The sequence below is a fragment of the Streptomyces sp. NBC_00435 genome (assembly GCF_036014235.1).
Taxonomy (GTDB): domain Bacteria; phylum Actinomycetota; class Actinomycetes; order Streptomycetales; family Streptomycetaceae; genus Streptomyces.
The window spans coordinates 6,831,380-6,857,376 of record NZ_CP107924.1; the positions used below are offsets into that span (position 1 = coordinate 6,831,380).

Sequence of the window (25,997 nt, forward strand, 5' to 3'; positions counted from 1 at the left end):
CACATGGGTGCAGCGGGCAATGCGATCGAACTGGAGGCGGGCGGCCGGACCGTGCGGCTGTCCAGCCCGGACAAGGTGTACTTCCCGGAGCGCGGTCTCACCAAGGGTGACGTGGCCGCCTACTACCTCGCGGTCGCGGACGGGATCACCCGCGCCCTGCGCAACCGGCCCACGACCCTGGAACGGTTCCCCGACGGGGTGGAGGGCGAGTCCTTCTTCCAGAAGCGGGCCCCGAAGAACCTGCCCGACTGGATCCCCACCGCCCACATCGCCTTCCCGAGCGGGCGCACCGCCGACGAGATCTGTCCGACCGAACCGGCCGCCGTCCTGTGGGCCGCCAACCTCGGCTGCCTCACCTTCCACCCCTGGCCGGTGCGCCGCGAGGACACCGACCGTCCTGACGAGCTGCGCATCGACCTGGACCCGCAGCCGGGCACCGACTACCACCACGCGGTCGCGGTCGCCCACGAACTGCGTGCCCTGCTGGAAGAGTTGGGCCTGCGCGGCTGGCCCAAGACCTCGGGCGGCCGGGGCCTGCACGTCTTCGTCCCGATCGCGCCGCGCTGGACCTTCACTGAGGTCCGCAGGTGCGCCATCGCGATCGGCCGGGACCTGGAGCGCCGGATGCCGGGGAAGGTCACCACCGCCTGGTGGAAGGAGGAACGGGGTGAGCGGATCTTCGTCGACTACAACCAGACGGCGCGCGACCGCACCATCGCCTCGGCCTACTCCGTCCGCCCCCGCCCGCACGCCCCGGTCTCCGCACCGCTGCGCTGGGACGAGCTGGACACGGCGGAACCGCGCGACTTCGACATCGTGACGATGCCGGCGCGCTTCGCCGAACTGGGCGATCTGCACGCGGACATGGACGAGCACGCCTTCGCCCTGGACGCCGCGCTGGAACTGGCGGACCGCCACGAGCGCGACCACGGACTCGGCGACATGCCGTACCCCCCGGACTACCCGAAGATGCCGGGCGAGCCGAAGCGCGTCCAGCCGAGCCGCGCGAAGCACGAGGACTGACGGGTGGTCGCGCGGAGCCGTAAGGGCGTGGCGTGCGTTCACCGGTCGTGACATGATCGGCCGCATGACCGCGTCCTCATCCTCCGTGTGCGAGAGCGACCACCGCCCCGCACGGTGAACCGGCTCGACCCGGCGGCCGCGCCCATCGGCGGCTCCGGCAAGCCGGCGAGCAGGTACGGCGCCGCGCCGCACGACGCCAGTCCGCACGACGCCAGTCCGCACCGCCCCGGCAGCCTTGCGGCGGCGCGCTTCCTGGCCGGCCTCGAGAGCCTGCGGACGGCCCCTTCCGCGAGCCGGCCGGCGCTCGACGCGGCCCTGATCCAGGACGCCGGGGGAGCCGCGCGGCATCTCGCCTACGCCGGTGAGCGCTGGGAGCGGGTGCTGTCGGAGCTGGGGCGCGAGCGGGACACGTACGAGATCGTGGGACGCCTCCTGGCCGACCCCGTGACCCGGGACCTCGGCGCCGGACTCGGCCGTGCGGCGTGTCAGACCTGGCGGGCGGCCGCGGTCGAGTTGCTGCCCCTGCTCGTCCGGTACCGCGGCCAGGACACCGGCCGGGCCATGACCGAGGCCCTCACCACGGCATCGGTGTCGCGGCGGGCGGTGAGCGCGCACGGTGACCTGCTGGCCGGGATCGGATTCACCCCGGCCCCGAGGCCCAGGGGGCGGGGTCGCGGTGCCACCGTGTACGACGCGGCGTCCGCCGCCGAACTCCTGGCGGCCAAGCCCATGGGGCTGGCCAGGCTCCCCGGCGCCCCGAGGATCTTCGGGGCCCTGCTGGACGCGGGTCCGCTGACCTTCCGGCAGGCCGCGCAACTGTACGGCCTGACCTTCGAACGGCCGGGCCACACACAGGGCGTGTGCGCACCGCTCTGGCTCAGGCATGCGGGACCGTCGGCCCTGCCACGACTCCTCGGCCTGATGGTCCCGTACCTGGACGACTACGCGATCGGCGAGTTCTACCTCGAGGGGCTGGCCGGGATGGGCGGACAAGCCCTGCCCGCGCTGCCGGCCGTGACGGCGCTGATCGAACGGCGTACGCGCATCCCCACCCTCGACTCGACGCGGGACGGCGAGATGATGCTGGACGAGACCCTGCTGAAGGCCGCGCTCGACGCCCGGTCCGCGATCCTCGCCGACGGAGCTGGAGCCGGAGCCGGAGCCGGATCCCGAGCGGTCCCTGTCGCCGGACCCCGGCGACCGTAGCCCTTGGGCGTGCGGCCCGGTCGGGGTGCGGGCAGGGGTCCGGGCCTTGCGGGTCGTACACCTCGTCGTCGATCGTCGGCCCATGGGAATCCTGATGACCTGTCTGGTCTCGCTGGCCGGTGTGAACATCGCGCTGGGGCTGACCCGGCTGTGGCGCAAGTCGGTGGAGGCCCGGATGGTCCGGCAGGTGCGGGCCTGGCCGGGTCTCGACGCCTACCACGCGGAACTGCTCGGCGCTGCCGAGCCGTTGTGCTCGACCGACCACCAACCCGGCAGACTGGTGCGCAACTCCTACCGCGCTGCCGAAGTGGCCGTCCGGCTGATGCGCGAGGACGGCCTGCTCCAGGGGGACGGCATCGAGTTGGTGGAGACCGCGGCCGAGCCCGCCCATCCGGTCACCGCGGCCGCGTTCCGCGTCATTGGCCGGTACCAGGCAGTCGGCGGCCGGCCACGCCTCGGCGACATCGGCCACGACCACGGATTCCAGGCGGCCGTCCGTACCCACCTGAGGGAACTGTTCACCCACGCCCCGGCCACCCGCCGCCACTTCGGCAACACGGTCAGGGACGTGGCCTTCTGGTCCTACGGCCTCGGCGCCGCGGCTCCTGCCGTCCACGCCTTCCTCCTCCTGCGCCGCGCGGCCCCCACCGACCCCGAGGTGGTGGAGGGCTCCTTCGTGCTGGCCTCCCTCGTCTTCGTGGCGGCCCTGATCGTGCTCACGGCCCAGGCCGGCAACACCTGGCATCCCCTCGAGGACCCGGAGGTGCCGATCGCCCTCGAGGAACCGGCCCCACACCGCGAAGACCCCGCGGCCCCCTAGCCTCCCCCACCCAGGTGGGCCTTGGACGGGATCAGAATCTCTGAATTCGAGTCGACTTGGCACGCCGCGCCAGGGATCCTCGACGTGAACCGGACCGAGGAGACAGGTTGATCACGGAGTATCAGCGGCGCCTGCGCGATCGCTGCCTTGCTGCCCCCGTCATGTCGGCCCCGGCGCCCTGGCCGCCAGCCCTGGAGCGCGGGACCCCCGTCGGCGGCCTGCTCGGCATCGGCTTCGCGGTCCACCCGGACACCGGACACGACCTCGACATGGTCGTGTCCCACGACGGACGCGGACTCTTCGACGCAGCCGCCGGCGAGAAGATCGCGCGCGACCGGCATCCCGACCCCGCCACCAGCATCCCCGGCGCACACCCGGACCTCGTCCGCCCTGGCCTCGGCCCCGTCGCAGGCACCGGGATCCGCATCGCCGGCCTCTTCGGTGGCGGTCCGCACGGCACCGCCCCGGAAGGTTGTCGCGACCAGCAGCGACTTCACCCTCTGGACCCGCCCTCTGAGCCGCAGCGAGGGCTGAACCGCCGTCGGAGCGCGTTCGGGCACTTTGTCGTCCAACCTTTCGCCCGGGCCGGGTGGCGCCTCCACGACTGAGTCGGATGGCAACCGGCAGGGGTCCAGGGGGCTGCTCCGGATCTAAAATAACACGAACGATCGTGCTAATATATTCATCGTCCTGACCCCGCCAGCAAGCTGGCCACTCTGAGGAGATCCGGAGAACCGGGCATGCACCCCATGGCTTCACTCCTGAGCACGACCCTCAACATCACCGTCCGGGTAGCCCCGGGCCCGGTCGGGCGGGTGGCGTTCGCACTGTTCGTGCGGCCGCTCGGCCGGCCGAAAGTGCGGCCGGGCGAAGCGGAGGTCATGGCCCGGGCCGTGACCGGCCGGCTCGTCGTGGACGGGATACCCGTGACCACGTACCGCTGGGGCGACGGCGGCCGTCCCGTCCTCATCGTGCACGGCTGGAGCTCGCGCGCCTCGCGCTTCGCGGGCTTCGTCGAGGCGCTGCGGGCCCGGGGACGGACCGTCGTGGCCTTCGACGCACCCGGCCACGGCGAGTCCGGGGGCCGGTCGACCACCATCCTTCGCCAGCGCGAGATCATCCGCCAACTCCACGCGCGGCACGGAGGCTTCTCGGACGTCGTGGCCCACTCCTTCGGGGTGGTGTCCACCTTCTTCGCCCTGCGGGACGGGATCCGGGCCGACCGGATCGTCGCCATCGGGGCCGTCGCGGACTTCGACTACCTCGCCGAGCGGTTCCGCGGGCTGACGGGGTTGAACCAAGCCGTCGAGGACGCCATGCGCGGCCACGTCCAGCGCCGCCTCTTCCCGGACGAGCCCGGTGTCTGGCCCCGGTTCGACGTCTGCCACCACCCCGAGGAGGTCCCCTCGGAGATCCTGCTCGTGCACGACGCCGACGACGACACCTCGCCACCCGGCCAGTCCCGCGCGATCGCGGCGGCCTACGGGGAGCGGGCCCGGTTGATCGAGACCCGCGGACTGGGCCACCGCCGCATCCTGGCCGCCCCGGAGATCATCGGGGCCGCCGTCGAGTTCCTCGGCGCGGACCCGTCCCGGACCGCCGCGCACTCCTCGGCCCCGGCCGCAGTTTCGGGGGCCGCACGATGACCGCCACCCGGCCGCCTGAACCCGCCTCCGTGGGTGCGGAACTGCCCGCGTCGCCGCCCGTCCCCGACCCCGGCACCGATGCCGGCTCCGCCCCCGCCCCCGCCCCCGGCCCCGGTGCCGGGCGGGTCCTCGGGCTGGCCAGTGCCGTCACCTTTCTCGCCTTCCTCGACGCCACCGTCGTCAACGTCGCCTTCCCCGACCTGCGCAGGGCCTTCCCGGAGGTGTCGCTGGCCCGGCTGACCTGGGTCGTCAGCGCCTACGCCGTACTGTTCGCGGCCCTGCTCGCCGCGGCCGGCCGACTCGCGGACACCCTGGGCCGCCGCGCCCTCTTCCTCGGCTCGACCCTCGCCTTCACCCTGACCTCGCTCGCGGCCAGCGCGGCTCCCACCGCCGACCTGCTGATCCTGGCCCGAGCCCTCCAGGGGGCGGCCGCCGCCGGGATGATCCCGGCGGCGCTGGGCCTCGTACTCACCCACACCCCGCCCGCTCGCAGGGCCGCGGCCCTCGGTGCGTGGTCGGCGGCGGGCGGCCTCGCCGCGGCCGTCGGGCCCAGCATCGGCGGACTGCTCGTCGAGTGGTGGGACTGGCGCGCGATCTTCCTCGTCAATGTCCCGCTCGGCCTGGCGGTCGCCTGGGCCGCCGCCCGCGTCGTCCCACGGGAACCGCGCACCGGCCGCCGGCTCCCCGACCCCGTCGGTACGGCCGCGCTCGCGGCCGGCATCGCGGGAGTGGTGGCCGGGCTCTCCCAGGGCGCGGACTGGGGCTGGACCGACCCGAAGGTGCTCGTCCTGATCGTCGGGGGCGCCCTGGCCGGCACCCTCGCCCTGCACCGCTCGCGGAGCCATCCCGCCCCCGCGGTCGACCGGGACCTGTGGCGCGACCAGCTCTTCGCCCGGGCCAACATCGGCGCCGTGTTCTTCGGCGCCGCCATGTACGCGTGGCTGCTGACCGGGCCGTCCTACCTCATCGACCGCTGGAACTACTCGGTCCTGCAAGCCGGTTTCGGCGTCACCCCGGGCGCGGTCCTCGCCATGGCCGGTGCGCTCGTCGTCGGCCGCCGGGTCCCGGCCCGCTTCCAGTGGGCCGCCGTCACCGTGGGATCGCTGCTCTTCGCCGCCAATGCCCTGCTGCTGTGGGGCTGGGTCGAGGACTCGGCCTCGTACGCCCAGATCTTCCTGCCCGCCGGACTGCTCGGCGGCCTCGGTATCGGCACGGTGGTGACCGCGCTCTCCACGACGGCTTCGGCCGGTCTCCCGCCGCAGCGCTTCGCGGCCGGCACCGGACTGCTGATGACGGCCCGCCAGCTCGGCGGGGCGCTGGGCGTCGCCGGTACGGCGGCCCTGCTCACCGGGGCCGGCGCGGGAGCCGGTGACCACTGGCGCGGAGTCTTCCTGCTGATCGCGCTCACCGCGCTGGCCGCGGCGGCCGCGGGCGGCACGATGCGGCTCAGCGGTCGGACGAGGCCGGGAGGCTGACGGCGGGGGCGTCGACGGCCGAGAATCCGGCGACCGGGAATACGAGTACGGGCGGCCGCTCCGGGAGTTCTTCCGGGGCGGCCGTCGCCGCGCGCAGCCGGGAGAGGATGCCGCGGGCGGCCCGGTCGTAGGCCGTGGCGTCCTCGTGCAGCACGGAGAGCGCGTTGGCCAGCTCCATCATCGCCATGATCTCGAACGCGAGCTGCTGCACGTCCACGGAGCCGGCGGGCTCGCGGAACCCGCCGGTCAGGCGTGCCTCGTCCAGCAGCCGCTCGATGTAACGCGTCCAGTCGCCGCGGATCCCGGCGATCTCGTCGTGGACGGGCCCGGGGCGCGAGTCGTACTCGGCGGCGGCGGAGTAGAAGAAGCAGCCGCCGGGGAAGACCCGGCGTCCGGAGTAGCGCAGCCAGCTCTCGCACAGCCGCCACACCTTGGCCAGACCGGCGGGCTCGTCCCGTACCGGCCGCACGACCTGTTCGACGAAGACCGACCGGGCGGCCCGCACGGTGGCGAGCTGGAGGTCCTCCTTGGAGCCGAAGAGGGCGAACACACCGCTCTTGCTCAGCCCGAGATCCGTGGCGATCCTCCCCAGGGACAAGCCCTCGAGGCCGTCCACCGAGGCGACGCCCATGGTCCGTTCCAGGACCGCCCGCCGCGTCTGGTTCCCGCGCTCCACGCGTCCGTCTGCCATGTCCCCCATGGTACCGAAATCATCGAACGGACGGTCGTTCACTCAGTGGGGACGGCCACCGGAACCGGTTCGCCGGCGCCCCGGAACCGCTCCCCGTGAACGGATGTTGATCAGGCGTTGATCGGACGTCCATCGCCTGCGGACAGGCTCTGCGGCATGTCGATGAACACCGCCGCCACCCATACCAACACCACCGCACCCGCCTGGTACGAGCTCGCCCTCTGCGCGCAGACGGGTCCGGGATTCTTCTTCCCGGAGCCCGGCTCCTCGCTGCGCGACGCGAAGCGGCTGTGCGGGGCGTGCGAGGGCCGGAAGCCCTGCCTGGACTACGCCCTGGCCAACGATGAACGCTTCGGCGTCTGGGGCGGGCTCTCCGAATCGGAACGCCAGGCCCTGCGCTCCCGCCGCCCCTGACCGACCGTGGGCGTCACCCCGGCGCCTCCAGGATCCGAGAGGTCCCGGCACCGGCAGCCGCCGGACGGGGCCGGGGGTCGTGGAACCCGAGCGTGAACCGGTACGGTCGCGGCCCGGGCCCTGGGCGGCGAGGGGGCTCGGGCACAGCTGGACCCGCTGCTGGACGCCGTCGAGGAGCTCGCCGGACAGCCCGGACAGCGGCTGGTCCACACCCCGGTCGGCCTCCGCCCCGACGGCCCGGAGGCCGTCTCCACCTCGCTGGGCAACCAGTCATGGGCGGGCGCCGCCTGGCGGAAGGCCGCGGACGGCCTCTTGGAGTTCCGCGTACTCGGCGGCGCTGCGGCGCACGCCCTCGCGTACGGTCCTGATCCGCCGGGCGAGCTGGCCGATCCCGACCTCGAGCGGGGGCATGACGCGAAACCCTGGCAGAGCGGGGCTCTGCCAGGGCAATCGTCGTCACCCGCCCGGGGGAGCGGAAAGCGGTCAGGCCTTGCGGGCCGCGATGCGCGCCGCGCGGGCCGCCAGCCGCTCGTCGAACTTGCGCGCCTCGGAGTCGAGGCCGTCCATGAAGAGCCCGAGCTCCTCCTGGGCCTTCTGGCCCTCCGGGCCGAGGCCGTCGATGTCCATGATCTTCAGGAAGCGGATCACCGGGCTCAGGACGTCGTCGTGGTGGATCCGCAGGTTGTAGACCCCGCCGATCGCCATCTGCGCCGCCATCCGCTCGAATCCGGGCATGCCGTGTCCGGGCATCCGGAAGTCGACCACGACGTCGCGCACGGCCTGCATCGTCAGGTCCGGGGCGATCTCGAAGGCCGCGCCCAGCAGGTTGCGGTAGAAGACCATGTGCAGGTTCTCGTCCTGCGCGATGCGGGCCAGCATGCGGTCGCAGACCGGGTCACCGGACTGGTGGCCGGTGTTGCGGTGCGAGATGCGGGTCGCGAGCTCCTGGAAGGCCACGTAGGCCACGGAGTGGAGCATGGAGTGGCGGTTGTCGGACTCGAAGCCCTCCGACATGTGCTGCATCCGGAATGCTTCCAGCTTGTCCGGGTCCACGGCGCGCGAGGCCAGCAGGTAGTCGCGCATCACGATGCCGTGGCGGCCCTCCTCGGCGGTCCAGCGGTGCACCCAGGTGCCCCACGCGCCGTTGCGGCCGAAAAGCGAGGCGATCTCGTGGTGGTAGCTGGGGAGGTTGTCCTCGGTCAGCAGGTTCACGACGAGCGCGATCTTGCCGATCTCGGTGACCTTGGACTGCGCCGGGTCCCAGGCTTCGCCGTCCTCGAAGAAGCCGGGGAAGTTCCGGCCGTCGCTCCACGGGACGTACTCGTGGGGCATCCAGTCCTTGGTGACCTTCAGATGGCGATTGAGTTCCTTCTCGACCACCTCTTCCAGCGCGAACAGCAGCTTGGCGTCGGTCCACGCCTCCGAGCTGCCGAGGTGGGGAGAGGTGATCGTCACGGGTACTCCTGAGTGCAAAGCGAATTACCTACGGTTCCGTAGCCTACGGAGTCGTAGGTTAAGCGCGACATCAAGACCAGCCAAGCCCCACAGGGGAACCTGTCCGGTTACGTGCCGTTATCTGTGCAGTTTGAGGGGGGTCCGGCGTGGCTTGAAGGGGCTAAAGTCACGCCAGAAGGTGGTCGGCGGCTCCGGCCTTGACGGCGGAGACCAGTGCACGGAGTGCGTCGATCGAGTCGGTCACGTAGACGGCGGACCCGGTGGTGCCGATGTAGGCCCTCCCCTCGGGGTCGCGCCCGAAGCGGAAACAGTTCGCCCCTTCGCTGCAGAAGGCCTCGTCCCACACGATGCCGGCCGTCGCCGGAGGGGTCGCGGGTGCGGTCGCGGTCGTGGTCGTGGTGCCCATGTCGTTCTCTCGTCTCCTCGTCGGATCCGGACGGGTGGTCGGTCGGCCGGGTCGGCCCGGTCAGAGGGTCTGTGCGATGGCGCGGATGAAATCACGGGAGTCGCCGGCCGGCAGCGCCAGGGAGCGCAGCCGCTCCAGCAGCCCGCGGTAGCGGAGCAGCTTCATCTGCGAATCCAGCAACATCGAACCGTGCGAACTGTCGAGCTGTACGGTGTCCAGCTCGCCGATCTCGGCAACGGCGTACGTGAAGGACTGGCCGGCGCCGGGGAAGCCGCCGGCGGTGAACGGAATCACCCGCACGGTCGTGAGCGCCCGCTCCGACTGCTCCAGCACGTGCTCGAGCTGGGCCCGTGCCACCTTGGGTCCGCCGAACTGCATGCGCAGTGCGGCCTCGTGCACGACCGCTTCGTACAGCGGCGGCGCCTCTCGCGCGAACACCTGCTGACGGTGCATCCGCAGGGCGAGCCGTGCCCGCAGGTCGGGCTCCGGCAGCGGTGGGTCGGCGGTGTCGAAGACGGCCCGCGCGTGCGCCTCGGTCTGCAGCAGGCCGGGTATGTGCGTGGTCACGGCCGTGTGCAACTCGGTGGAGTGGTGCTCCAGTTCGCAGATGTCCAGGAGTGCGGGCGGCAGCATGCCCCGGTGCTGCTCCCACCACCCCTTGTCCCGCTCCTGCGCCATCGTGGCGAGCAGGTCGACCAGGCCCGTGTCGGGACAGTCGTAGTTGAAGGCGAGGGTGCGGACACGCTCGGCGCTGATGCCGATCCGACCGGATTCGATGTTCGGGATCCTGGTGCGGTCCACGCCCATGAGGGCCGCGGCCTGCTGGACCGTCGTGCCCGACTGCTCGCGGAGTCTGCGCAGCTCGGCGCCCAGGCGCTGCTGGCGTGCGGTCGGTGTGCTCCTCGGCGGCACGTGTCCCCCCTCTCCTCCGGCCGGGGCGTGCGGGAGTGCCCCACGAGTCCGGAAATGACATGAGAAATCATCAAGTCGTCGTACAAGTAGTAGCACTGTGCACCACGTTGCGCTACGGTCGGTAGTGCAAGTCTCACACGGGGCGACCTCGGGGTCCCGTATGACCACACGGCGTACGACCACACGGCAATGACACCTTGGAGCAGCACGATGACGGGCACCCTCCGTGACCTGCGGGCGGTCCACGAGTTCCGGCGGGCCCCGCTGGAGGCGGAGAAGCTGAGCTACTCCATAGGTCTGCCGGGCAGCGCCTACTGCGCGGGCAGCGCCCGGGGCGCCCTACGGTCCCTGCTGACCCGGCACGGGCTGCCCGACCTGTGCGACAACGCGGCCCTCGCCGTCTCCGAACTCGTGGCTTGCGCCTACCGGTTCACGCCGGACAAGGAGATGATGCTCAAAGTCCGCTGGCAGTTCGACGCGTTGCGCATCGTCGTCTACGACCAGCACCCGGCGCACTCCTCGCCCGGGGCGAGCGAGGAGTGCAGGCGCCGCCGCAGCCGCGGGATGTGGCTGCTCGCGGCGGTGGTCGGGGCCTGCGGCGGGGACTGGGGGCTCACCCCGGTCCTCACCCCGATGGGCGGCACCAAGTCCTGGGCCCTACTGCCTCTGCCTCTGCCCCTGCCGCTGCCCCTGTCGCTCCCGCGCTGAGGGCTGTCCCGGGTCACCCGGCCCCGGTGTCCGCATCACTCGTGCCACAGCGACTCCCGGACCTCCTCGGCCGTGGTGGGCCGCAGCCCGCCGTCGAGCAGCAGCCACCGGGTGATCCCGATCGACTCCAGGAACGGCACGTCGTGACTGGCCACCACGAGCGCCCCTTCGTAGGCCTCCAGCGCGCCGGTCAGCTGGCCCGCACTCGCCAGGTCCAGATTGTTCGTCGGCTCGTCCAGCAGGAGCAGCTGCGGAGCCGGCTCCGCGAGCAGCAGCGCCGCCAGCGCCGCCCGGAACCGTTCGCCACCCGACAGGGTGCCGGCGGGCCGGTCCGCCTTCGCGCCCCGGAACAGGAAGTGCGCGAGCCGGGCCCGGATCAGGTTGTCCGTCGCGTGCGGGGCGAACCGTGCCACGTTCTCCACGACCGAGCGCCCGTCGTCCAGGACGTCGAGGCGCTGCGGCAGGAACCGGGTCGGCACGTGCGTCACCGACTCGCCGGACAGCGCGGCCAGTTCTCCCGCGATCGTCCGCAGCAGCGTCGTCTTGCCCGATCCGTTGCGGCCCACCAGTGCGATCCGTTCCGGACCGCGCAGCTCCCACTCGCCCGCCACCTCGGCTCCGTGGGCCAGGCGCAGGGGTCCCAGCGTGAGCACGCGGCGGCCCGGTGGGACCTGGGTGGCGGGGAGTTCGATCCGGATCTCGGCATCGTCGCGCACCGCCAGGGCCGCGTGGTCGAGACGATCCCTGGCCTGCGCGAGCTTCTCGGCGTGCAGGGTGCGGTGCTTGCCCGCCGACTCCTGGGCCGCGCGCTTGCGGGCACCCATGACGATCTTCGGCTCGCGCTTGTTCTCGAACATCTTCTGGCCGTACCGCTTTCGCCGGGCCAGTTTGACCTGGGCTTCCGTCAGCTCGCGCTTCTGGCGCCTTACGTCGCCCTCCGCCACCCGGACCATCCGTCCGGCCGCCTCCTGCTCGGCCGCGAGCAGCTCCTCGTAGTCCGTGAAGTTGCCGCCGTACCAGCGGACTTCGCCGTCATGCAGATCGGCGATCTGGTCCACCCGCTCCAGCAGCTCCCGGTCGTGGCTGACCAGGACCATCACCCCGGACCACGATTCGACGGCCGCGTACAGCCGGCGCCGGGCCCGCAGGTCGAGGTTGTTGGTCGGCTCGTCGAGCAGCAGGACGTCCGGACGGGCCAGCAGCAGCGCGGCCAGCCGGAGCAGCACGCATTCCCCGCCGGACAGTTCGCCGGCGGTGCGGTCCAGCCCGATCCGGGCGAGGCCGAGCTGGTCGAGCGTGGCCAGGGCCCGCTCCTCCACGTCCCAGTCGTCACCGACGGCCGTGAAGTTCGCCTCGGTGGCCTCGCCCGCCTCGATGGCGTGCAGGGCGGCCCGCGCGGTGTGGATGCCGAGGGCCTCGTCCACCCGCAGGGCGGTGTCGTAGGTGACGGTCTGCGGGAGGTGGCCGATCGTCCCCGAGACGGTCAACTGACCCTCCCGCGGCGCCAGTTCCCCCGCGATGAGCTTGAGCAGGGTGGATTTCCCGCAGCCGTTGAGGCCGATCAGGCCGGTACGGCCGGGGCCGACGGCCAGCTGGAAATCGTCGAACACGGGTGTTCCGTCGGGCCAGTCGAAGGACAGCGCGGAACAGGTGATGAACAGGGGAGCAGGACTCATGGAGGCCTCCAGGTTGCGTGAGTGGTGAGTGCAACGCGGGGAGACAGCGGGCCGTGGGTGATGACGGTGACCGGTGTCCCGGACCTCAGACGAGCAATGTCCTGCTCCGTTTCGACGGCGATGGGGCGTCTACGAAGCTACGGGCGGCAGGGGGCGCCCGCAAACGAATAACGGGGAGCCGCCCGCGCCGGCCGGCGGTCGGGCCGCCGTGCGGCGGTCAGCAGGAGTCGCGCATCAGCTCGGCCAGGCTCTGGTCCATGTCGAGGTAGAGGTGCTCCAGGCCGGGCGGCACGACCGTCGAGGCGCGCTCCAGGAAGCGGTGCAGATCGGCCGTCACCATGAGCACGATCGCGACGCCCTCGGGGGCGTGGAACTCGACGGTGGTCCGGTCGGCGTCGTACGGGCGCACGCGCACGTCCCCGTAACCGGACGGGCGGTCCAGCCCGACCTCCAGCAGCTCGCGCGAGAAGGTCCAGGAGACCTCGACGCCCTCCAGGGTGGCGGGCGCGGGGAAGGCCATGCGGACGGCGAAGGGATCCGACCGGTCGTAGCAGAGCGTGACGGGGACGGTGTCGACCTTCGGTGCGGTGGCGACCAGTCGGGCCTGCACGGCCTGCTCGATGACAGTGATCAAGGCTCGCTCCCTTGCGGCGGATCTCGTGCCGGGCTGCGGGGTGGGGTCCGGCAACGGGATAGACGCTCGAATCGGTGAATCCGTGCACGCGGGATTGAGTGAGCTGTGTCACCGAATGGCCTGAAGATGCCTGTGTGATCGCACAGGGTGACGGGATGGCAAGGGTTCCGGCCCCGCGTGCGGCTCCCGGAGCGGGCGCAGTACGGCTGGTTCCCGCTCACTCCACAGGCCCAAGCAGCGGTCCGGGACCGCCCCGCGCACCCCTCAGAGCACCGGGCTCTCCCGCACCGTCGCCAGGTCCGAGGAGGTCTTCGTCGCTCTGAACTCCGTGATGCGGTAGGCGCAGACGCCCGCCACCGTGAAGGGGTCCTCGGACTTGATCTTCTCGATCGCCGCGCGGGAGACCCCGCCGGCCAGGATCACGCCCCCGTCGCGCTGGACCTTGCGGCCCGAGGCGAGGAAGATGCCGGCCGCGTAGTAGCCGTCCAGCCAGGCGAGGTGCGCGTCCATCTCGGCTTCGACGGCTTCCATGGGGGCGGTGTAGGTGAGCTCCATGACGTACATGATCGCCAGGCTACTCTCGCACCACTATGACGAGTGCGAAGACTCCCGCCGACGAGGCCGAGGCCCGGGCGGTACAGGACGAACTGCGCGGGCGTGTCCTGCTGGCCGAGACCGGACCCCCGCCCGGCGAGGGGCTGATAGCGGGGGTGGACGTCGCCTACGACGACGAGCGCGACCTGGTGGCCGCCGCGGCCGTGGTCCTCGACGCGGCCACCCTGACGGTCGTCGAGGAGGCCACCGCCGTCGGCCGGGTCAGCTTCCCCTACGTGCCCGGACTGCTCGCCTTCCGCGAGCTCCCGACAGTGCTCGCCGCCCTGGAGGCGCTGAGCGTCACGCCCGGCCTCGTCGTGTGCGACGGGTACGGCCTGGCCCACCCGCGCCGCTTCGGGCTCGCCTGTCACCTCGGGGTGGTCACGGGGCTGCCCGCCATCGGTGTCGCGAAGAACCCCTTCACCTTCACCTACGAGGAACCGGGCGCCCGGCGCGGTGACCTCTCCCCGCTGCGCGCCCCCGACGGTGAGGTCGTCGGGAGGGCGCTGCGCACGCAGGACGGCATCAAGCCCGTGTACGTGTCCGTGGGGCACCGGGTGTCGCTGGACAACGCCTGCGCGCACGCCCTCGCGCTGAGCCCCCGCTTCCGCATCCCGGAGACCACCCGGCACGCCGACTCCCTGTGCCGGCGCGCCCTGCGCGAGGCCACCGCCTAGCCAGTGCTCCGACCGGGCCGGGGCCCGGGAAACCTCCCCGGCCCTCAGTCCGTGGTGGCCGCCACCCGGAAGCGGATGCCCGCCTTCTGGAGCCGGTCCAGCAGGGCGTCGCCCATCGCCACGGCGGTGGTCAGCTGACCGGAGCGCTCGGGCAGGGCGTCGTACGCCAGGCTGAGCGCCGACTCCGCGACCATCTTCGCCGTCTCCCCGTACCCCGGGTCCCCGCCGGACACCTCGGTCAGCACGCGCCGCCCGCCGCCCTCGCCGACGAACCGCACGCTGAACCAGCTGCGCGCCCGCCGCTCGGCGTCCGGGCCCTGACCCGGCGCCCAGTGGCCCGCCAGCCACCGCCGTACCGGCGGGACCTGCGCCAGCGCCACCGTCGCGCCGATCGCCGCGGTGCCGCCCACCGCGACGGGCAGGTGCCGCACGGAGGCGTAGTGCCGGTAGCGGAAGTCCGGCCCGTACCGCTCCAGCGCGGCCGCGGACCGGGCCACCACCCCGGCGTCCAGGGTGGGCAGCGGCAGTGCCCAGTTCCCGGTCTCGCGGCTGAAGCGTGGTGCGCCCAGCGGCCCCCGGGCCCGCCGCCCCAGCAGGCGCGGCTCGTGCAGCCGGCGGGCCCGGGCCGCGGTCAGGGTCTGCGGACCGCGGCCCATGGAGGTGAGGGCGGTGGTCAGGGTGCCGCCGGAGAAGATCGCGTTGGAGCGTACGAACCCGTCCACCCTCAGCGGTACCCCGACGGGCAGCTGCTGCACCGTGAAGTACGCCCCCAGGTCGGCCGGAATCGAGTCGAAGCCGCAGGCGTGGACGATCCGGGCGCCGGTCTCGCGGGCCCGCGCGTCGTGTTCGACGTACATCCGGTCCACGAATTCGGGCTCTCCGGTGAGGTCCACGTAGTCGGTGCCCGCCTCGGCGCAGGCGGCGACCAGTCCGGCTCCGTACCAGACGTACGGTCCCACGGTCGTGGCCAGCACCCGGGTGGCGGCGGCCAGTTCGCGTGTCGCGGCGGTGTCCTGGGCGTCCGCGCGCAGCAGCGGCAGGTCCGCGCAGCGCGGGTGGGTGGCGGCCAGCCGCTCGCGCAGCCGCTCCAGCTTCGCGAGGTCGCGCCCGGCGAGGGCCCACCGGCAGTCGGCGGGGGCGTGCGCGGCGAGGTACTCGGCGGTCAGCGCCCCCACGAAGCCGGTCGCTCCGAAGAGCACGATGTCGTACTCCCGCTCCGCGGTGCGCGGTTCGTGTCGAACATCTGCGTTCATCGGGCGCCTCCCAGACGGTTTCGGTGGTGGCTGAGGCTAGCGTGAGCGGCGACTGTTCGTGCGAGCAGGTGCGACCTGCGGCGAGTGGAGGTTCGAGTGAGGGCTGCGGTGCGCAAGTGGGAGGCGGTCCGGGAGTTTGCCCGGGGGCTGCCCGGGGCGGGCGAGGAGTTCCCGTGGGGCCTGAGGACTGTGTGGTGAAGGTCAACAAGAAGATCTTCGTCTTCCTCGGGAACGCCGACGGCCCGCCGCCGCCCCGGATCTCCGTGAAGCTCCGGGACGAGGCCCTGCACGGCCACGCCATGACCGCCCCCGGGGCGGAGCCGACCGGGTACGGGCTGGGGAAGGCCGGATGGGTCTCCGTGCCGCTGGGGGAGAAGGGCGCGCCCTCCGCGGAGGTGCTGTGCGAGTGGGTGGAGGAGAGCTACCGGACCGTGGCCCTCAAGCGGCACGTCGGGGAACTGGACGCGCGGACCGCGGGGCGAAACGCGCCAACCGGCTAAGCGCTTGCTCTTGTGCTGAGTGGAACAGGTTCCTAGCATCACTGGTGTTACATCAGTTGTGTCACACAGTGGCGGCAGTGGTGACACCGGATGCTGGGGGCTCGATGGCAGTGACAGGGAACGTGCCCGGTGGCGGCGGCGGCGGCCCGCTCGCGGGCGTGCGCGTCGTGGAGCTGGCGGGCATCGGGCCGGGCCCGTTCGCCGCCATGCTCCTCGCCGACCTGGGGGCCGACGTCGTCCGTGTGGACCGGCCCGGCGGTGGCGGCCTCGCGGTGAACCCGGCCTACGACATCACCAACCGGAGCAAGCGTTCCGTCCTCGTCGACCTGAAGTCCGCCGACGGCCCGACCCGCGTCCTGGACCTCGTCGAGCGCGCCGACGTGCTCATCGAGGGCTTCCGTCCCGGGGTCGCCGAACGTCTCGGCGTCGGCCCGGCCGACTGCCACGCCCGCAATCCGCGGCTCGTCTACGGCCGGATGACCGGCTGGGGCCAGGAAGGCCCGCTCGCCCACACCGCCGGGCACGACATCGCGTACATCGCCGTCACCGGCGCCCTCGGGATGATCGGCAACCCGGGCGAGCCCCCTGCCGTCCCCGCCAACCTGGTGGGGGACTACGCGGGCGGCTCGCTGTACCTCGTCATCGGCGTCCTCGCCGCCCTCCAGCACGCCCGCACCCCGGGAGGCGCGGGCCAGGTCGTCGACGCGGCGATCGTCGACGGGACCGCCCACCTCACGGCGATGATCCACGGCATGCTCGCGGCCGGCGGCTGGCAGGACCGGCGCGGCGCCAACCTCCTCGACGGCGGCTGCCCCTTCTACGGCACCTACGAGACCTCCGACGGCGGCCACATGGCGGTCGGCGCGCTGGAGCAGCAGTTCTACGACACCTTCGTGGAGCTCCTCGGCATCAAGGACCAGGCCCCCGCCCGCAAGGACCTGGCCCGCTGGGGCGAGCTCCGCGAGGCCGTCGCCGAGCGCTTCAGGTCCCGTACCCGCGAGGAGTGGACGGCCGTCTTCGAGGGGACCGACGCCTGCGTGGCGCCCGTGCTCTCGCTGCGCGAGGCACCGCACCACCCCCACCTCGCGGCCCGGGGCACCTTCGTCGAGGCCGCCGGGATCACCCAGCCCGCCCCCGCACCCCGCTTCTCCGCCACCCCGGCGGCCGCCGTGGGCGGCCCCGCGCTGCCGGGCGCGCACACCGAGTCCGTCGCGGCGGACTGGGACGTACCGGCGTTGCTGGGGAAGGAGGGCTGATGGAGCTCTCGATGATGCTGGACTACTCCGGGGACCCGCGCCGGGCAGCGGACGCGGCGGCAGACCTGGAGGCCGCCGGGCTCGACGCGGTGTGGGTCGCCGAGGCATGGGGTTTCGACGCCCCGACGATCATGGGGTACCTGGCCGCCCGCACCGAGCGGATGAAGATCGGCTCGGCCATCCTCAACGTCTACTCGCGCACCCCCGCGCTCATCGCCCAGACCGCCGCCGGCCTCGACGCGATGTCCGGCGGCCGGGCGCTGCTGGGACTCGGTGCCTCGGGCCCGCAGGTGGTCGAGGGCTGGCACGGGAAGCCGTACGACAGGCCGATCGGCCGGACCCGCGAGACGGTCGAACTGTGCCGGCGCATCTGGCGCCGCGAGACCATCGACCACCACGGCATCACCGACATGCCGCTGCCGGCGGACAAGGGCGGCCGGCACGGCAAGCCGCTGAAGATGCTGACCCGCCCGGTCCGCGCGGACATCCCCGTCTACGTGGCCGCGCTGGGGCCCGCCAACGTGCGGATGACCGCCGAGGTCGCGGACGGCTGGCTGCCCACGCTCTTCGTGCCGGAGAAGGCCGGCGAGGTGTGGGGGAGCGCGCTCGCCGAGGGCACGGCCCTGCGCGCGCCCGGGCTCGGCCCGCTGCGCACGGTGGCGGGCGGACTGCTGGCCATCGGCGCGGACGCGGCGGCCGTACGGGACCTCGCGCGCCCGCAGATCGCCCTGTACGTCGGGGGCATGGGCGCGGTCGGCAAGAACTTCTACAACGACCTGGCCGTCGCCTACGGGTACGGGGACGCCGCCCGCCGGATCCAGGAGCTCTACCTCTCCGGGCACAAGCGCGACGCCGCGGCCGCCGTACCGGACGAGCTGTGCGAGCTCACCACGCTGTGCGGACCCGAGAGTTACGTGCGCGAGCGCGTCGAGTCCTTCCGGGCCGCCGGAGTGACCATGCTCAACGTCACGCCCGTCGGGCCCGAACCGGCCAAGTCGATCGAAACCCTCAAGAGCTGGCTTTAGGAGCCCCGATGCAACGCCGCATCTTCGACGCCGACCACGAGGCGTTCCGCGAGACCGTCCGCACCTTCCTCACCAGGGAGGTGCTGCCGCACTACGAGCAGTGGGAGAAGGACGGGATCGTCAGCCGCGAGGCCTGGCGCGCCGCCGGCCGGCAGGGGCTGCTGGGCCTGGCCGTCCCGGAGGAGTACGGGGGCGGCGGGAACACCGACTTCCGGTACGCGGCGGTGATCGCCGAGGAGTTCACCCGGGCGGGCGCCGCCGGACTGGCGATCGGCCTGCACAACGACATCATCGGCCCCTACCTGACCTCGCTGGCCACCGAGGAGCAGAAGCGCCGCTGGCTGCCCGGGTTCTGCTCCGGCGAGATCATCACCGCCATCGCGATGACCGAACCGGGCGCGGGATCCGACCTGCAGGGCATCCGGACCACCGCCGAGGACGCGGGCGACCACTGGGTGCTCAACGGCTCGAAGACCTTCATCTCCAACGGCATCCTCGCCGACCTGGTGGTCGTGGTCGCGAAGACCACCCCCGAGGGCGGGGCGCACGGGATGTCCCTGCTGGTCGTGGAACGCGGCACGGAGGGCTTCGAGCGCGGCCGCAACCTCGACAAGATCGGCCAGAAGGCCCAGGACACCGCCGAACTGTTCTTCAACGACGTGCGCGTGCCCAAGGAGAACCTGCTCGGCGAGCTGAACGGTGCCTTCGTCCACCTGATGACCAACCTCGCGCAGGAGCGGATGGGCATCGCCATGGCGGGCATCGCCGCCGCCGAGTACCTGCTGGAGATCACCACGCGGTACGTGAAGGAGCGCGAGGCCTTCGGACGGCCGCTCTCCAAGCTCCAGCACATCCGGTTCGAGATCGCCGAGATGGCCACCGAGTGCGCGGTCACCCGTACCTTCCTCGACCGCTGCATCACCGACCACTCCAACGGGGAGCTGGACCACGTCCACGCCTCGATGGCGAAGTGGTGGGCCACCGAACTCCAGAAGCGGGTCGCCGACCGCTGCCTGCAACTGCACGGCGGCTACGGCTACATGACCGAGTACCGGGTGGCCCGGGCCTTCACCGACGGCCGCATCCAGACCATCTACGGCGGCACGACCGAGATCATGAAGGAGATCATCGGGCGTTCCCTGCTCGGCTGACCCCCGCGCACCCCGCTCCGACCCTCCCTTCCCCTTCCCCTCCCTCCCCGAGCTCGCCCTCCGCACCCCCGAAAGGCTTGACCAGTGAGCACCGAAGCGTACGTATACGACGCGATCCGCACGCCGCGCGGACGCGGCAAGGCCAATGGCTCCCTGCACGGCACCAAGCCGATCGACCTGGTCGTCGGCCTCATCCACGCCCTGCGCGAGCGCAACCCCGGGCTGGACCCCGCCACCATCGACGACATCGTGCTCGGAGTCGTCAGCCCGGTCGGCGACCAGGGCTCCGACATCGCCCGGATCGCGGCCATCGCCGCCGGGCTCCCGGACACCGTGGCCGGACTCCAGGAGAACCGCTTCTGCGCCTCCGGTCTGGAAGCCGTCAACCTGGCCGCCGCGAAGGTCCGCTCCGGCTGGGAGGACCTGGTCCTCGCGGGTGGCGTCGAGTCGATGTCCCGGGTCCCGATGGCCTCGGACGGCGGAGCCTGGTTCAACGACCCGATGACCGGCTGGGACACCGACTTCGTTCCGCAGGGCATCGGCGCCGACCTGATCGCCACGATCGAGGGATTCTCCCGCCGTGACGTGGACGAGTACGCCTCCCTGTCGCAGGAGCGGGCCGCCGCGGCCATCAAGGACGGCCGCTTCGCCAAGTCGGTCGTCCCGGTCACCGACCGCAACGGCCTGGTCGTCCTGGACCACGACGAGTTCGTCCGACCCGGCACCACCGCCGACACCCTGGCCAGGCTGAAGCCCTCCTTCGCGGACATCGGCGAACTCGGCGGCTTCGACGCCGTCGCGCTGCAGAAGTACCACTGGATCGAGAAGATCGACCACGTGCACCACGCCGGCAACTCCTCCGGCATCGTCGACGGCGCCGCGCTCGTCGCCATCGGCACCCGCGAGGCGGGAGAGCGCAACGGCCTGACGCCCCGCGCCCGGATCGTCTCGGCCGCCGTCTCCGGCTCCGAGCCCACCATCATGCTCACCGGCCCCGCCCCGGCCACCCGCAAGGCCCTCGCCAAGGCCGGGCTGACCATCGACGACATCGACCTCATCGAGATGAACGAGGCCTTCGCCGGCGTCGTGCTGCGCTTCGCCAAGGACATGGGCATCTCCCTGGACAAGGTCAACGTCAACGGCGGCGCCATCGCACTCGGCCACCCGCTCGGCGCCACCGGCGCGATGCTGCTCGGCACGGTCGTCGACGAACTGGAGCGCCAGGACAAGCGCTACGGGCTCGTCACCCTCTGCGTCGGCGGCGGCATGGGCGTCGCCACCATCGTCGAACGCGTCTGATCCGTCCTGAACCCTGATCCCACCCCTGACACGGAAGTAGCGAACATGAGCGAGTCCACCACGATCCGCTGGGAACAGGACGAGACCGGCGTCGTCACCCTGGTCCTCGACGACCCCAACCAGTCCGCCAACACGATGAACCAGGCCTTCAAGGACTCCATCGCCGCGATCGCGGAACGCGCCGAGGCCGAGAAGGACTCCATCCGGGGCATCATCTTCACCTCCGCCAAGAAGACCTTCTTCGCGGGCGGCGACCTCAAGGACATGATCCGGCTGCGCCCCGAGGACGCCCAGCTGGCCTTCGACACCGGCACCCAGATCAAGAGCTCGCTGCGCCGCATCGAGACCCTCGGCAAGCCCGTGGTCGCCGCCATCAACGGCGCCGCCCTCGGCGGCGGTTACGAGATCTGCCTGGCCTCCCACCACCGCGTGGCCCTGGACGCCCCCGGCTCCCGGATCGGCCTGCCCGAGGTCACCCTCGGCCTGCTCCCGGCAGGCGGCGGCGTCACCCGAACCGTCCGCCTGATGGGCATCGCCGACGCGCTGCTCAAGGTGCTGCTGCAGGGGACCCAGTACAACCCCCAGCGCGCCCTGGACAACGGTCTGGTCCACGAACTGGCCGCCACACCCGAGGAGATGCTCGCCAAGGCGCACGCCTTCATCGACGCGAACCCGGAGTCGAAGCAGCCGTGGGACGTCCCCGGCTACCGGATCCCGGGCGGCACCCCGTCCAACCCGCGGTTCGCCGCCAACCTCCCGGCCTTCCCGGCCAACCTCAAGAAGCAGCTGAGCGGGGCCCCTTACCCGGCGCCGCGCAACATCCTGGCCTGCGCCGTCGAAGGCGCCCAGGTGGACTTCGAGACCGCGCTGACCATCGAGGCCCGGTACTTCACCGAGCTGGTCACCGGACAGACCGCCAAGAACATGATCCAGGCCTTCTTCTTCGACCTGCAGGCCGTCAACGCCGGCCGCAGCCGTCCGCAGGTCGTGGAGCCCCGCAAGGTCGGCAAGGTCGCCGTCCTCGGCGCCGGCATGATGGGCGCGGGCATCGCCTACTCCTGCGCCCGCGCGGGCATCGAGGTGGTGCTCAAGGACGTCACCCCCGAGGCCGCCGCCAAGGGCAAGGCGTACTCCGAGAAGCTCCTCGACAAGGCGCTGTCCCGCGGCCGTACGACCGAGGCCAAGCGCGCCGAGCTGCTCGCCCGGATCACCCCGACCGCCGAGGCCGCCGATGTGGCGGGCTGCGACGCCGTCATCGAGGCCGTCTTCGAGGACACCGCCCTCAAGCACAAGGTGTTCCAGGAGATCCAGGAGTACCTCACGCCCGACGCGCTGCTCTGCTCCAACACCTCCACGCTGCCCATCACGGGCCTCGCGGAAGGGGTTTCGCGGCCCGCCGACTTCATCGGGCTGCACTTCTTCTCGCCCGTCGACAAGATGCCGCTGGTCGAGATCATCAAGGGCGAGCGCACCGGCGACGAGGCCGTCGCCCGCGCCTTCGACCTCGTACGGCAGATCAGCAAGACCCCGATCGTGGTCAACGACTCGCGCGGGTTCTTCACCTCGCGCGTCATCGGCCAGTTCATCAACGAGGGCGTCGCGATGGTCGGCGAGGGCATCGAGCCCGCGTCCGTCGAGCAGGCGGCCGCGCAGGCCGGGTACCCCGCCAAGGTGCTCTCCCTGATGGACGAGCTGACGCTCACCCTGCCCCGCAAGATCCGCAACGAGACCCGCAAGGCCTTCGAGGCCGAGGGCCGGGCATGGTCCGAGCACCCCGCCGACACCGTCATCGACCGCATGGTCGACGAGTTCGGGCGCCCCGGCCGCAGCGGCGGCGGCGGTTTCTACGCGTACGACGAGAGCGGCAAGCGCGCCGGGATCTGGCCGGGGCTGCGGGAGCACTTCACCAAGCCCGGGTACGAGATCCCCTTCCGGGACATGAAGGAGCGGATGCTCTTCTCCGAGGCGCTGGACACCGTCCGCTGTTTCGACGAGGGCGTCCTGACCTCGTACGCCGATGCCAACATCGGTTCCATCATGGGCATCGGCTTCCCGGCCTGGACCGGTGGCGTCATCCAGTACATCAACGGCTACGAGGGCGGCCTGGCCGGGTTCGTCGCCCGCGCCCGGGAGCTCGCCGAGCAGTACGGCGAGCGGTTCGACCCGCCGGCCTCCCTGGTGGAGAAGGCCGGGCGCGGGGAGAAGTACGAGGACTGACCGGCCGCCGCGCGGTCCCGGGGCGAGCGGGCCCCGGGACCGCGGGTCCGCGTGGGGACGCGTACCACGGCCGCGCCTACCACGGCCGCGCCGGCGGCCGGGCCGTGAGCGGCTCCGTCAGTCCGGGCTTCACCGCGGTGTTGTGGACCGCCGCCACGGCCCGGACCTACCGTTCGGGCTCGGCTTCCGAGACGAAGGCGGCCCGGAGCTCCTCCTTCAGCGAGCGCTGGAAGGCGGTCACCAGCGCCTGCACCACCATCGGCTGCATGTGCGCGGACAGCGCCTTCATGGTCTCCACCCGCTCCGGATCGCTCTCGCCCTCCGTGAACGGCCCCCACACCTCGTCCCGGAACAGGGCCGTCAGCTGGTGCGCCGTCGTCCGCGCGTGCTCCAGCAGCACCTGTCGCGCGGCCAGGATCGTCTCGTGGGCGATCGGTACGTCGAGCAGGGCGACCCCGAGCCGCAGCAGTCCCACGTCGACCCGGAACCCCTCCGGGGTGGGGGCCAGTACGTTCATCGCCGTCAGCCGCCGCAAGTCGCCTTCCGTCAGCGTCCGGCCGGCCCGCTTCTCCAGCTCCGCGAGCGAGGACTCCAGTGCCGCGTCCGGCGCCCAGGTCGCCACCAGTGCCCGGTGGATCGCCAGGTCGTGGGCGCTCAGGTCGTCGGGGAGCGCGTCGAGGTAGCGCTGGCAGGCGGACAGGGTCATCCCCTGGTGCTGCAACTCCTCGATCAGCGCCAGCCGGGACAGGTGTTCCGGCCCGTAGTGGCCCACACGACGGGGTCCGATCACGGGAGGGGGCAAAAGCCCGCGGGTGCTGTAGAACCGTACGGTGCGGACGGTCACACCCGCCCTGGCCGCCAGCTCGTCGACGGTGAGCGACGACGGCTCCGGTGCCTGGGTGGTCATGTGCTCTCCGCCTCGCTCACTGATCAGCACGTCCTTGAATCAGCACTGTTTCGATCGACACAGCTCGTGTTCAACAGTATTGCTGTCGCACCAACGATGTGAAACGGCCAGGAGCTGCCCATGACCACGAAACTCCGACTGCCCGCATCCTCCGACGAGCTCACCCTGCCCGCCCTGCTGGCGCGCAACGCCGCCGAGCACGGCGATCTTCCCGCCCTCTCGTGGCGCGAGGGCGAAGGCTGGTCCACCCTCAGCTGGTCGGACGTCCGCCGCAAGGTGGCCGTCCTCGCCGCCGGCTACGCCGCCGCGGGCGTCGAGCGCGGCGAGCACGTGCTGCTGATGATGGGCAACCGCCCGGAGCACTGGCTCACCGACCTCGCCCTCGTGCACCTCGGCGCCGTGCCCGTCACCGTGTACGGAACCTCCGCGCCCGAGGAGATAGCCCACATAGCCCGGCACAGCCGGGCCCGGCTCGCCGTGGTCGAGGGAGCCCGGGAACTGGCCCGGTGGGAGCCGCTGCTGGTCGATCCCGGGCTCCCGCTGGAACGGCTCGTGGTGGCCGAGGCCTCTGAAGCGGGCCCGCACTCCACCTACGCCTCCCTGTACGCCGGCGGGGTCCACCTGCACCGCTCCGAGGCCTTCGAGAAGGCGTGGCGGGAGTCGCGGCCCGGGGACCCGCTGACCGTCGTCTACACCTCGGGCACCACCGGGGACCCCAAGGGCGTCCGCCTGACCCACCGCAACATCCTGCTCCAGTCCCTGCGGCTGGACCGGCACATCGAGCTGCCGGAGCACGCCGAGCACATCTGCTACCTGCCCTTCGCGCACATCGCGGAGCGGATCCTCGGCATCTATCTCCCGCTCCTGCGGGCCGCCCACGTCCGGCTGTGCGCCGACCCGGCCGCCGTGTCCGCCGCGGTGCGCGAGCTGCGTCCGGTGCAGTTCTTCGGGGTGCCGCGGGTGTGGGAGAAGCTGGCCGCCTCCGTACGGGCGGTGCTCGGGCGGCTTCCGCAGGAGCAGCAGCGCGCCATCGAGGCGGCGAACGGCCTGGCGCGGGAGCGTGCGGGGCACCGGGAGCGGGGCGAGGAGGTCCCGGCGGAGCTCGAAGCCTCGTACGGCCGGGCCAAGGAGCGGGTGCTGGACCCCTTGCTGACGCTGGCGGGCATGGACCGGCTGGTGTGGACGGCCAGCGCCACGGCGCCGATGCCGATCGACGTGGTCCGCTTCTGGGCGGGCTGGGGGATCACCATCATGGACGCGTGGGGGCTGACCGAGACCTCCGGTGTGTGCACGGTCAACAGCCCGGACGGCTTCCGGCTGGGCTCGGTCGGCCGTCCGATCGAGGGGCTGGAGCTGCGGATCGGCGCGGACGGGGAGATCTTCACGCGTGGGGAGACGGTCTTCGGCGGCTACCTGCTGGCGGACGGGTCGGTGGAGAGCGCCTGCGACGGTGAGGGCTGGTTCCCGACGGGGGACATCGGGCGCGTCGACGGGGACGGGTTCCTGTGGCTGACCGACCGCAAGAAGGAACTGATCATCACCTCGAACGGCAAGAACGTTTCGCCGGCCCTGGTGGAGAACACCGTCAAGGAGCACCCGCTGATCGGGCAGGCACTGGTGCACGGCGACGGCCGCTCCTACCTCGTCGCCCTCCTCGTCCTGGACCCCGAACTGGCCCCGGCCTGGGCCGAGGCCCACGGGATCGAGGCCCGCACCCCCGCTGAGCTCGCCGAGCACCCGGCCGTACGGGAGGAGATCGCCCGCGCTGTCGGGGCCGCCAACGCACGGCTCAACCGCACCGAGCAGATCAAGCGCTACCGGCTGCTGCCCGGGGAATGGGGCCCGGAGACGGGGGAGCTGACCCCGTCGCTGAAGCTGCGCCGCCGGGTGGTCCGGGAGAAGTACGGGGAGCTGATCGAGGGCCTGTACGCGGAGTCGTCCGTGGCCTCCCGCCCGGAACCCTCCCCGGAGTCGCGTTCGGAGCCGCACCAGGCCCCGTAAGGACAGAGTCACCCGGACGGCCCCGTCCCGGTGAGCGGCCGGGCGCTCACC

General features: G+C 72.1%; 25 protein-coding genes and 1 pseudogene. 16 read left to right on the top strand and 10 right to left on the bottom strand.

The window, feature by feature from the left end; translation table 11 throughout:
- Positions 1 to 3 precede the first annotated feature (3 nt).
- The 6 genes from ligD (at position 4) to OG389_RS30850 (ending at position 6,170) form a co-directional block, all read left to right on the top strand.
- Positions 4 to 1,023: a non-homologous end-joining DNA ligase gene (gene ligD, locus OG389_RS30825; RefSeq protein ID WP_328301747.1), complete on the top strand. Its 1,020-nt coding sequence runs from the start codon at positions 4 to 6 to the stop codon at positions 1,021 to 1,023.
- An 87-nt stretch (positions 1,024 to 1,110) separates the two neighbouring features.
- Entirely contained in the window at positions 1,111 to 2,229 is a 1,119-nt protein-coding gene (locus OG389_RS30830) for a hypothetical protein (protein ID WP_328301749.1), read from the top strand.
- Between the two features lie 82 nt (positions 2,230 to 2,311).
- On the top strand, positions 2,312 to 3,049 hold the full coding sequence (locus OG389_RS30835) for a hypothetical protein (RefSeq protein ID WP_328301751.1): 738 nt from the start codon (positions 2,312 to 2,314) through the stop codon (positions 3,047 to 3,049).
- Between the two features lie 107 nt (positions 3,050 to 3,156).
- A complete protein-coding gene (locus tag OG389_RS30840; protein WP_328301753.1) occupies positions 3,157 to 3,657 on the top strand; it encodes a hypothetical protein in 501 nt (166 codons plus the stop codon).
- A 141-nt stretch (positions 3,658 to 3,798) separates the two neighbouring features.
- Positions 3,799 to 4,695 (top strand): alpha/beta fold hydrolase, encoded by an 897-nt coding sequence (locus tag OG389_RS30845; RefSeq protein ID WP_328301755.1) that lies wholly within the window; start codon positions 3,799 to 3,801, stop codon positions 4,693 to 4,695.
- Complete coding sequence (locus OG389_RS30850; protein ID WP_328301757.1) at positions 4,692 to 6,170, top strand: MFS transporter; 1,479 nt, start codon at positions 4,692 to 4,694, stop codon at positions 6,168 to 6,170. The genes OG389_RS30845 and OG389_RS30850 overlap by 4 nt, the downstream gene beginning before the upstream one ends.
- Here the strand turns inward: OG389_RS30850 and OG389_RS30855 are convergent.
- The gene (locus OG389_RS30855; protein WP_328301759.1) at positions 6,142 to 6,870 is read right to left on the bottom strand and encodes a TetR/AcrR family transcriptional regulator; all 729 of its coding nucleotides are present in this window, start codon (positions 6,868 to 6,870) and stop codon (positions 6,142 to 6,144) included. The genes OG389_RS30850 and OG389_RS30855 overlap by 29 nt on opposite strands.
- A 147-nt stretch (positions 6,871 to 7,017) precedes the next feature.
- Here OG389_RS30855 and OG389_RS30860 point away from each other — a divergent pair, with 147 nt between their 5' ends.
- Positions 7,018 to 7,275: a WhiB family transcriptional regulator gene (locus OG389_RS30860; protein ID WP_328301761.1), complete on the top strand. Its 258-nt coding sequence runs from the start codon at positions 7,018 to 7,020 to the stop codon at positions 7,273 to 7,275.
- Between the two features lie 270 nt (positions 7,276 to 7,545).
- On the opposite strand, the gene OG389_RS30865 is transcribed toward OG389_RS30860, so the two are convergent.
- The 4 genes from OG389_RS30865 to OG389_RS30880 all read right to left on the bottom strand — a co-directional run bounded on the left by OG389_RS30865 (position 7,546) and on the right by OG389_RS30880 (position 10,048).
- The gene (locus OG389_RS30865) at positions 7,546 to 7,686 is read right to left on the bottom strand and encodes a hypothetical protein (RefSeq protein ID WP_328301763.1); all 141 of its coding nucleotides are present in this window, start codon (positions 7,684 to 7,686) and stop codon (positions 7,546 to 7,548) included.
- A gap of 72 nt (positions 7,687 to 7,758) precedes the next feature.
- Positions 7,759 to 8,730, bottom strand: coding sequence for an acyl-ACP desaturase (locus OG389_RS30870; protein WP_328301765.1), 972 nt, complete (start codon positions 8,728 to 8,730; stop codon positions 7,759 to 7,761).
- Between the two features lie 166 nt (positions 8,731 to 8,896).
- Positions 8,897 to 9,136, bottom strand: coding sequence for a hypothetical protein (locus tag OG389_RS30875; RefSeq protein WP_328301766.1), 240 nt, complete (start codon positions 9,134 to 9,136; stop codon positions 8,897 to 8,899).
- Positions 9,137 to 9,196: 60 nt separating this feature from the next.
- Positions 9,197 to 10,048 (bottom strand): helix-turn-helix domain-containing protein, encoded by an 852-nt coding sequence (locus tag OG389_RS30880; protein WP_328301768.1) that lies wholly within the window; start codon positions 10,046 to 10,048, stop codon positions 9,197 to 9,199.
- Positions 10,049 to 10,258: 210 nt separating this feature from the next.
- Here OG389_RS30880 and OG389_RS30885 point away from each other — a divergent pair, with 210 nt between their 5' ends.
- Positions 10,259 to 10,756, top strand: coding sequence for an ATP-binding protein (locus OG389_RS30885; protein ID WP_328301770.1), 498 nt, complete (start codon positions 10,259 to 10,261; stop codon positions 10,754 to 10,756).
- Between the two features lie 35 nt (positions 10,757 to 10,791).
- Here OG389_RS30885 and OG389_RS30890 read toward each other — a convergent pair whose 3' ends face one another.
- The 3 genes from OG389_RS30890 to OG389_RS30900 form a co-directional block, all read right to left on the bottom strand.
- Positions 10,792 to 12,432 carry an ABC-F family ATP-binding cassette domain-containing protein gene (locus tag OG389_RS30890; RefSeq protein WP_328301772.1) on the bottom strand — a complete coding sequence of 547 codons (1,641 nt, stop codon included), beginning with the start codon at positions 12,430 to 12,432 and terminating at the stop codon, positions 10,792 to 10,794.
- 217 nt (positions 12,433 to 12,649) lie between these two features.
- Positions 12,650 to 13,066, bottom strand: a complete 417-nt coding sequence (locus OG389_RS30895) for an SsgA family sporulation/cell division regulator (RefSeq protein WP_328301774.1) — start codon at positions 13,064 to 13,066, stop codon at positions 12,650 to 12,652.
- Between the two features lie 264 nt (positions 13,067 to 13,330).
- On the bottom strand, positions 13,331 to 13,630 hold the full coding sequence (locus OG389_RS30900) for a YciI family protein (protein ID WP_328301776.1): 300 nt from the start codon (positions 13,628 to 13,630) through the stop codon (positions 13,331 to 13,333).
- Between the two features lie 26 nt (positions 13,631 to 13,656).
- Here OG389_RS30900 and OG389_RS30905 point away from each other — a divergent pair, with 26 nt between their 5' ends.
- Complete coding sequence (locus OG389_RS30905) at positions 13,657 to 14,337, top strand: endonuclease V (RefSeq protein ID WP_328301778.1); 681 nt, start codon at positions 13,657 to 13,659, stop codon at positions 14,335 to 14,337.
- Positions 14,338 to 14,381: 44 nt separating this feature from the next.
- On the opposite strand, the gene OG389_RS30910 is transcribed toward OG389_RS30905, so the two are convergent.
- Entirely contained in the window at positions 14,382 to 15,590 is a 1,209-nt protein-coding gene (locus tag OG389_RS30910; RefSeq protein WP_328301781.1) for a saccharopine dehydrogenase family protein, read from the bottom strand.
- An 84-nt stretch (positions 15,591 to 15,674) separates the two neighbouring features.
- Between OG389_RS30910 and OG389_RS30915 the strand changes: the two are divergent.
- The 6 genes and pseudogenes from OG389_RS30915 (at position 15,675) to OG389_RS30940 (ending at position 23,038) form a co-directional block, all read left to right on the top strand.
- Positions 15,675 to 16,090 (top strand): annotated as a pseudogene (locus OG389_RS30915) (MmcQ/YjbR family DNA-binding protein).
- A 104-nt stretch (positions 16,091 to 16,194) separates the two neighbouring features.
- The gene (locus OG389_RS30920; RefSeq protein ID WP_328301782.1) at positions 16,195 to 17,346 is read left to right on the top strand and encodes a CaiB/BaiF CoA transferase family protein; all 1,152 of its coding nucleotides are present in this window, start codon (positions 16,195 to 16,197) and stop codon (positions 17,344 to 17,346) included.
- Positions 17,346 to 18,371, top strand: coding sequence for an LLM class F420-dependent oxidoreductase (locus OG389_RS30925; RefSeq protein WP_328301784.1), 1,026 nt, complete (start codon positions 17,346 to 17,348; stop codon positions 18,369 to 18,371). The genes OG389_RS30920 and OG389_RS30925 overlap by 1 nt, the downstream gene beginning before the upstream one ends.
- A gap of 8 nt (positions 18,372 to 18,379) precedes the next feature.
- Positions 18,380 to 19,522 (top strand): acyl-CoA dehydrogenase family protein, encoded by a 1,143-nt coding sequence (locus OG389_RS30930; protein ID WP_328301786.1) that lies wholly within the window; start codon positions 18,380 to 18,382, stop codon positions 19,520 to 19,522.
- A gap of 84 nt (positions 19,523 to 19,606) precedes the next feature.
- Positions 19,607 to 20,821: an acetyl-CoA C-acetyltransferase gene (locus OG389_RS30935; RefSeq protein WP_328301788.1), complete on the top strand. Its 1,215-nt coding sequence runs from the start codon at positions 19,607 to 19,609 to the stop codon at positions 20,819 to 20,821.
- Positions 20,822 to 20,866: 45 nt separating this feature from the next.
- Entirely contained in the window at positions 20,867 to 23,038 is a 2,172-nt protein-coding gene (locus tag OG389_RS30940) for a 3-hydroxyacyl-CoA dehydrogenase NAD-binding domain-containing protein (RefSeq protein ID WP_328301790.1), read from the top strand.
- A gap of 166 nt (positions 23,039 to 23,204) precedes the next feature.
- Here OG389_RS30940 and OG389_RS30945 read toward each other — a convergent pair whose 3' ends face one another.
- On the bottom strand, positions 23,205 to 23,945 hold the full coding sequence (locus OG389_RS30945) for a MerR family transcriptional regulator (RefSeq protein ID WP_328301793.1): 741 nt from the start codon (positions 23,943 to 23,945) through the stop codon (positions 23,205 to 23,207).
- A 120-nt stretch (positions 23,946 to 24,065) separates the two neighbouring features.
- Here OG389_RS30945 and OG389_RS30950 point away from each other — a divergent pair, with 120 nt between their 5' ends.
- Positions 24,066 to 25,946, top strand: coding sequence for an AMP-dependent synthetase/ligase (locus OG389_RS30950; RefSeq protein ID WP_328301795.1), 1,881 nt, complete (start codon positions 24,066 to 24,068; stop codon positions 25,944 to 25,946).
- Positions 25,947 to 25,997 lie beyond the last annotated feature (51 nt).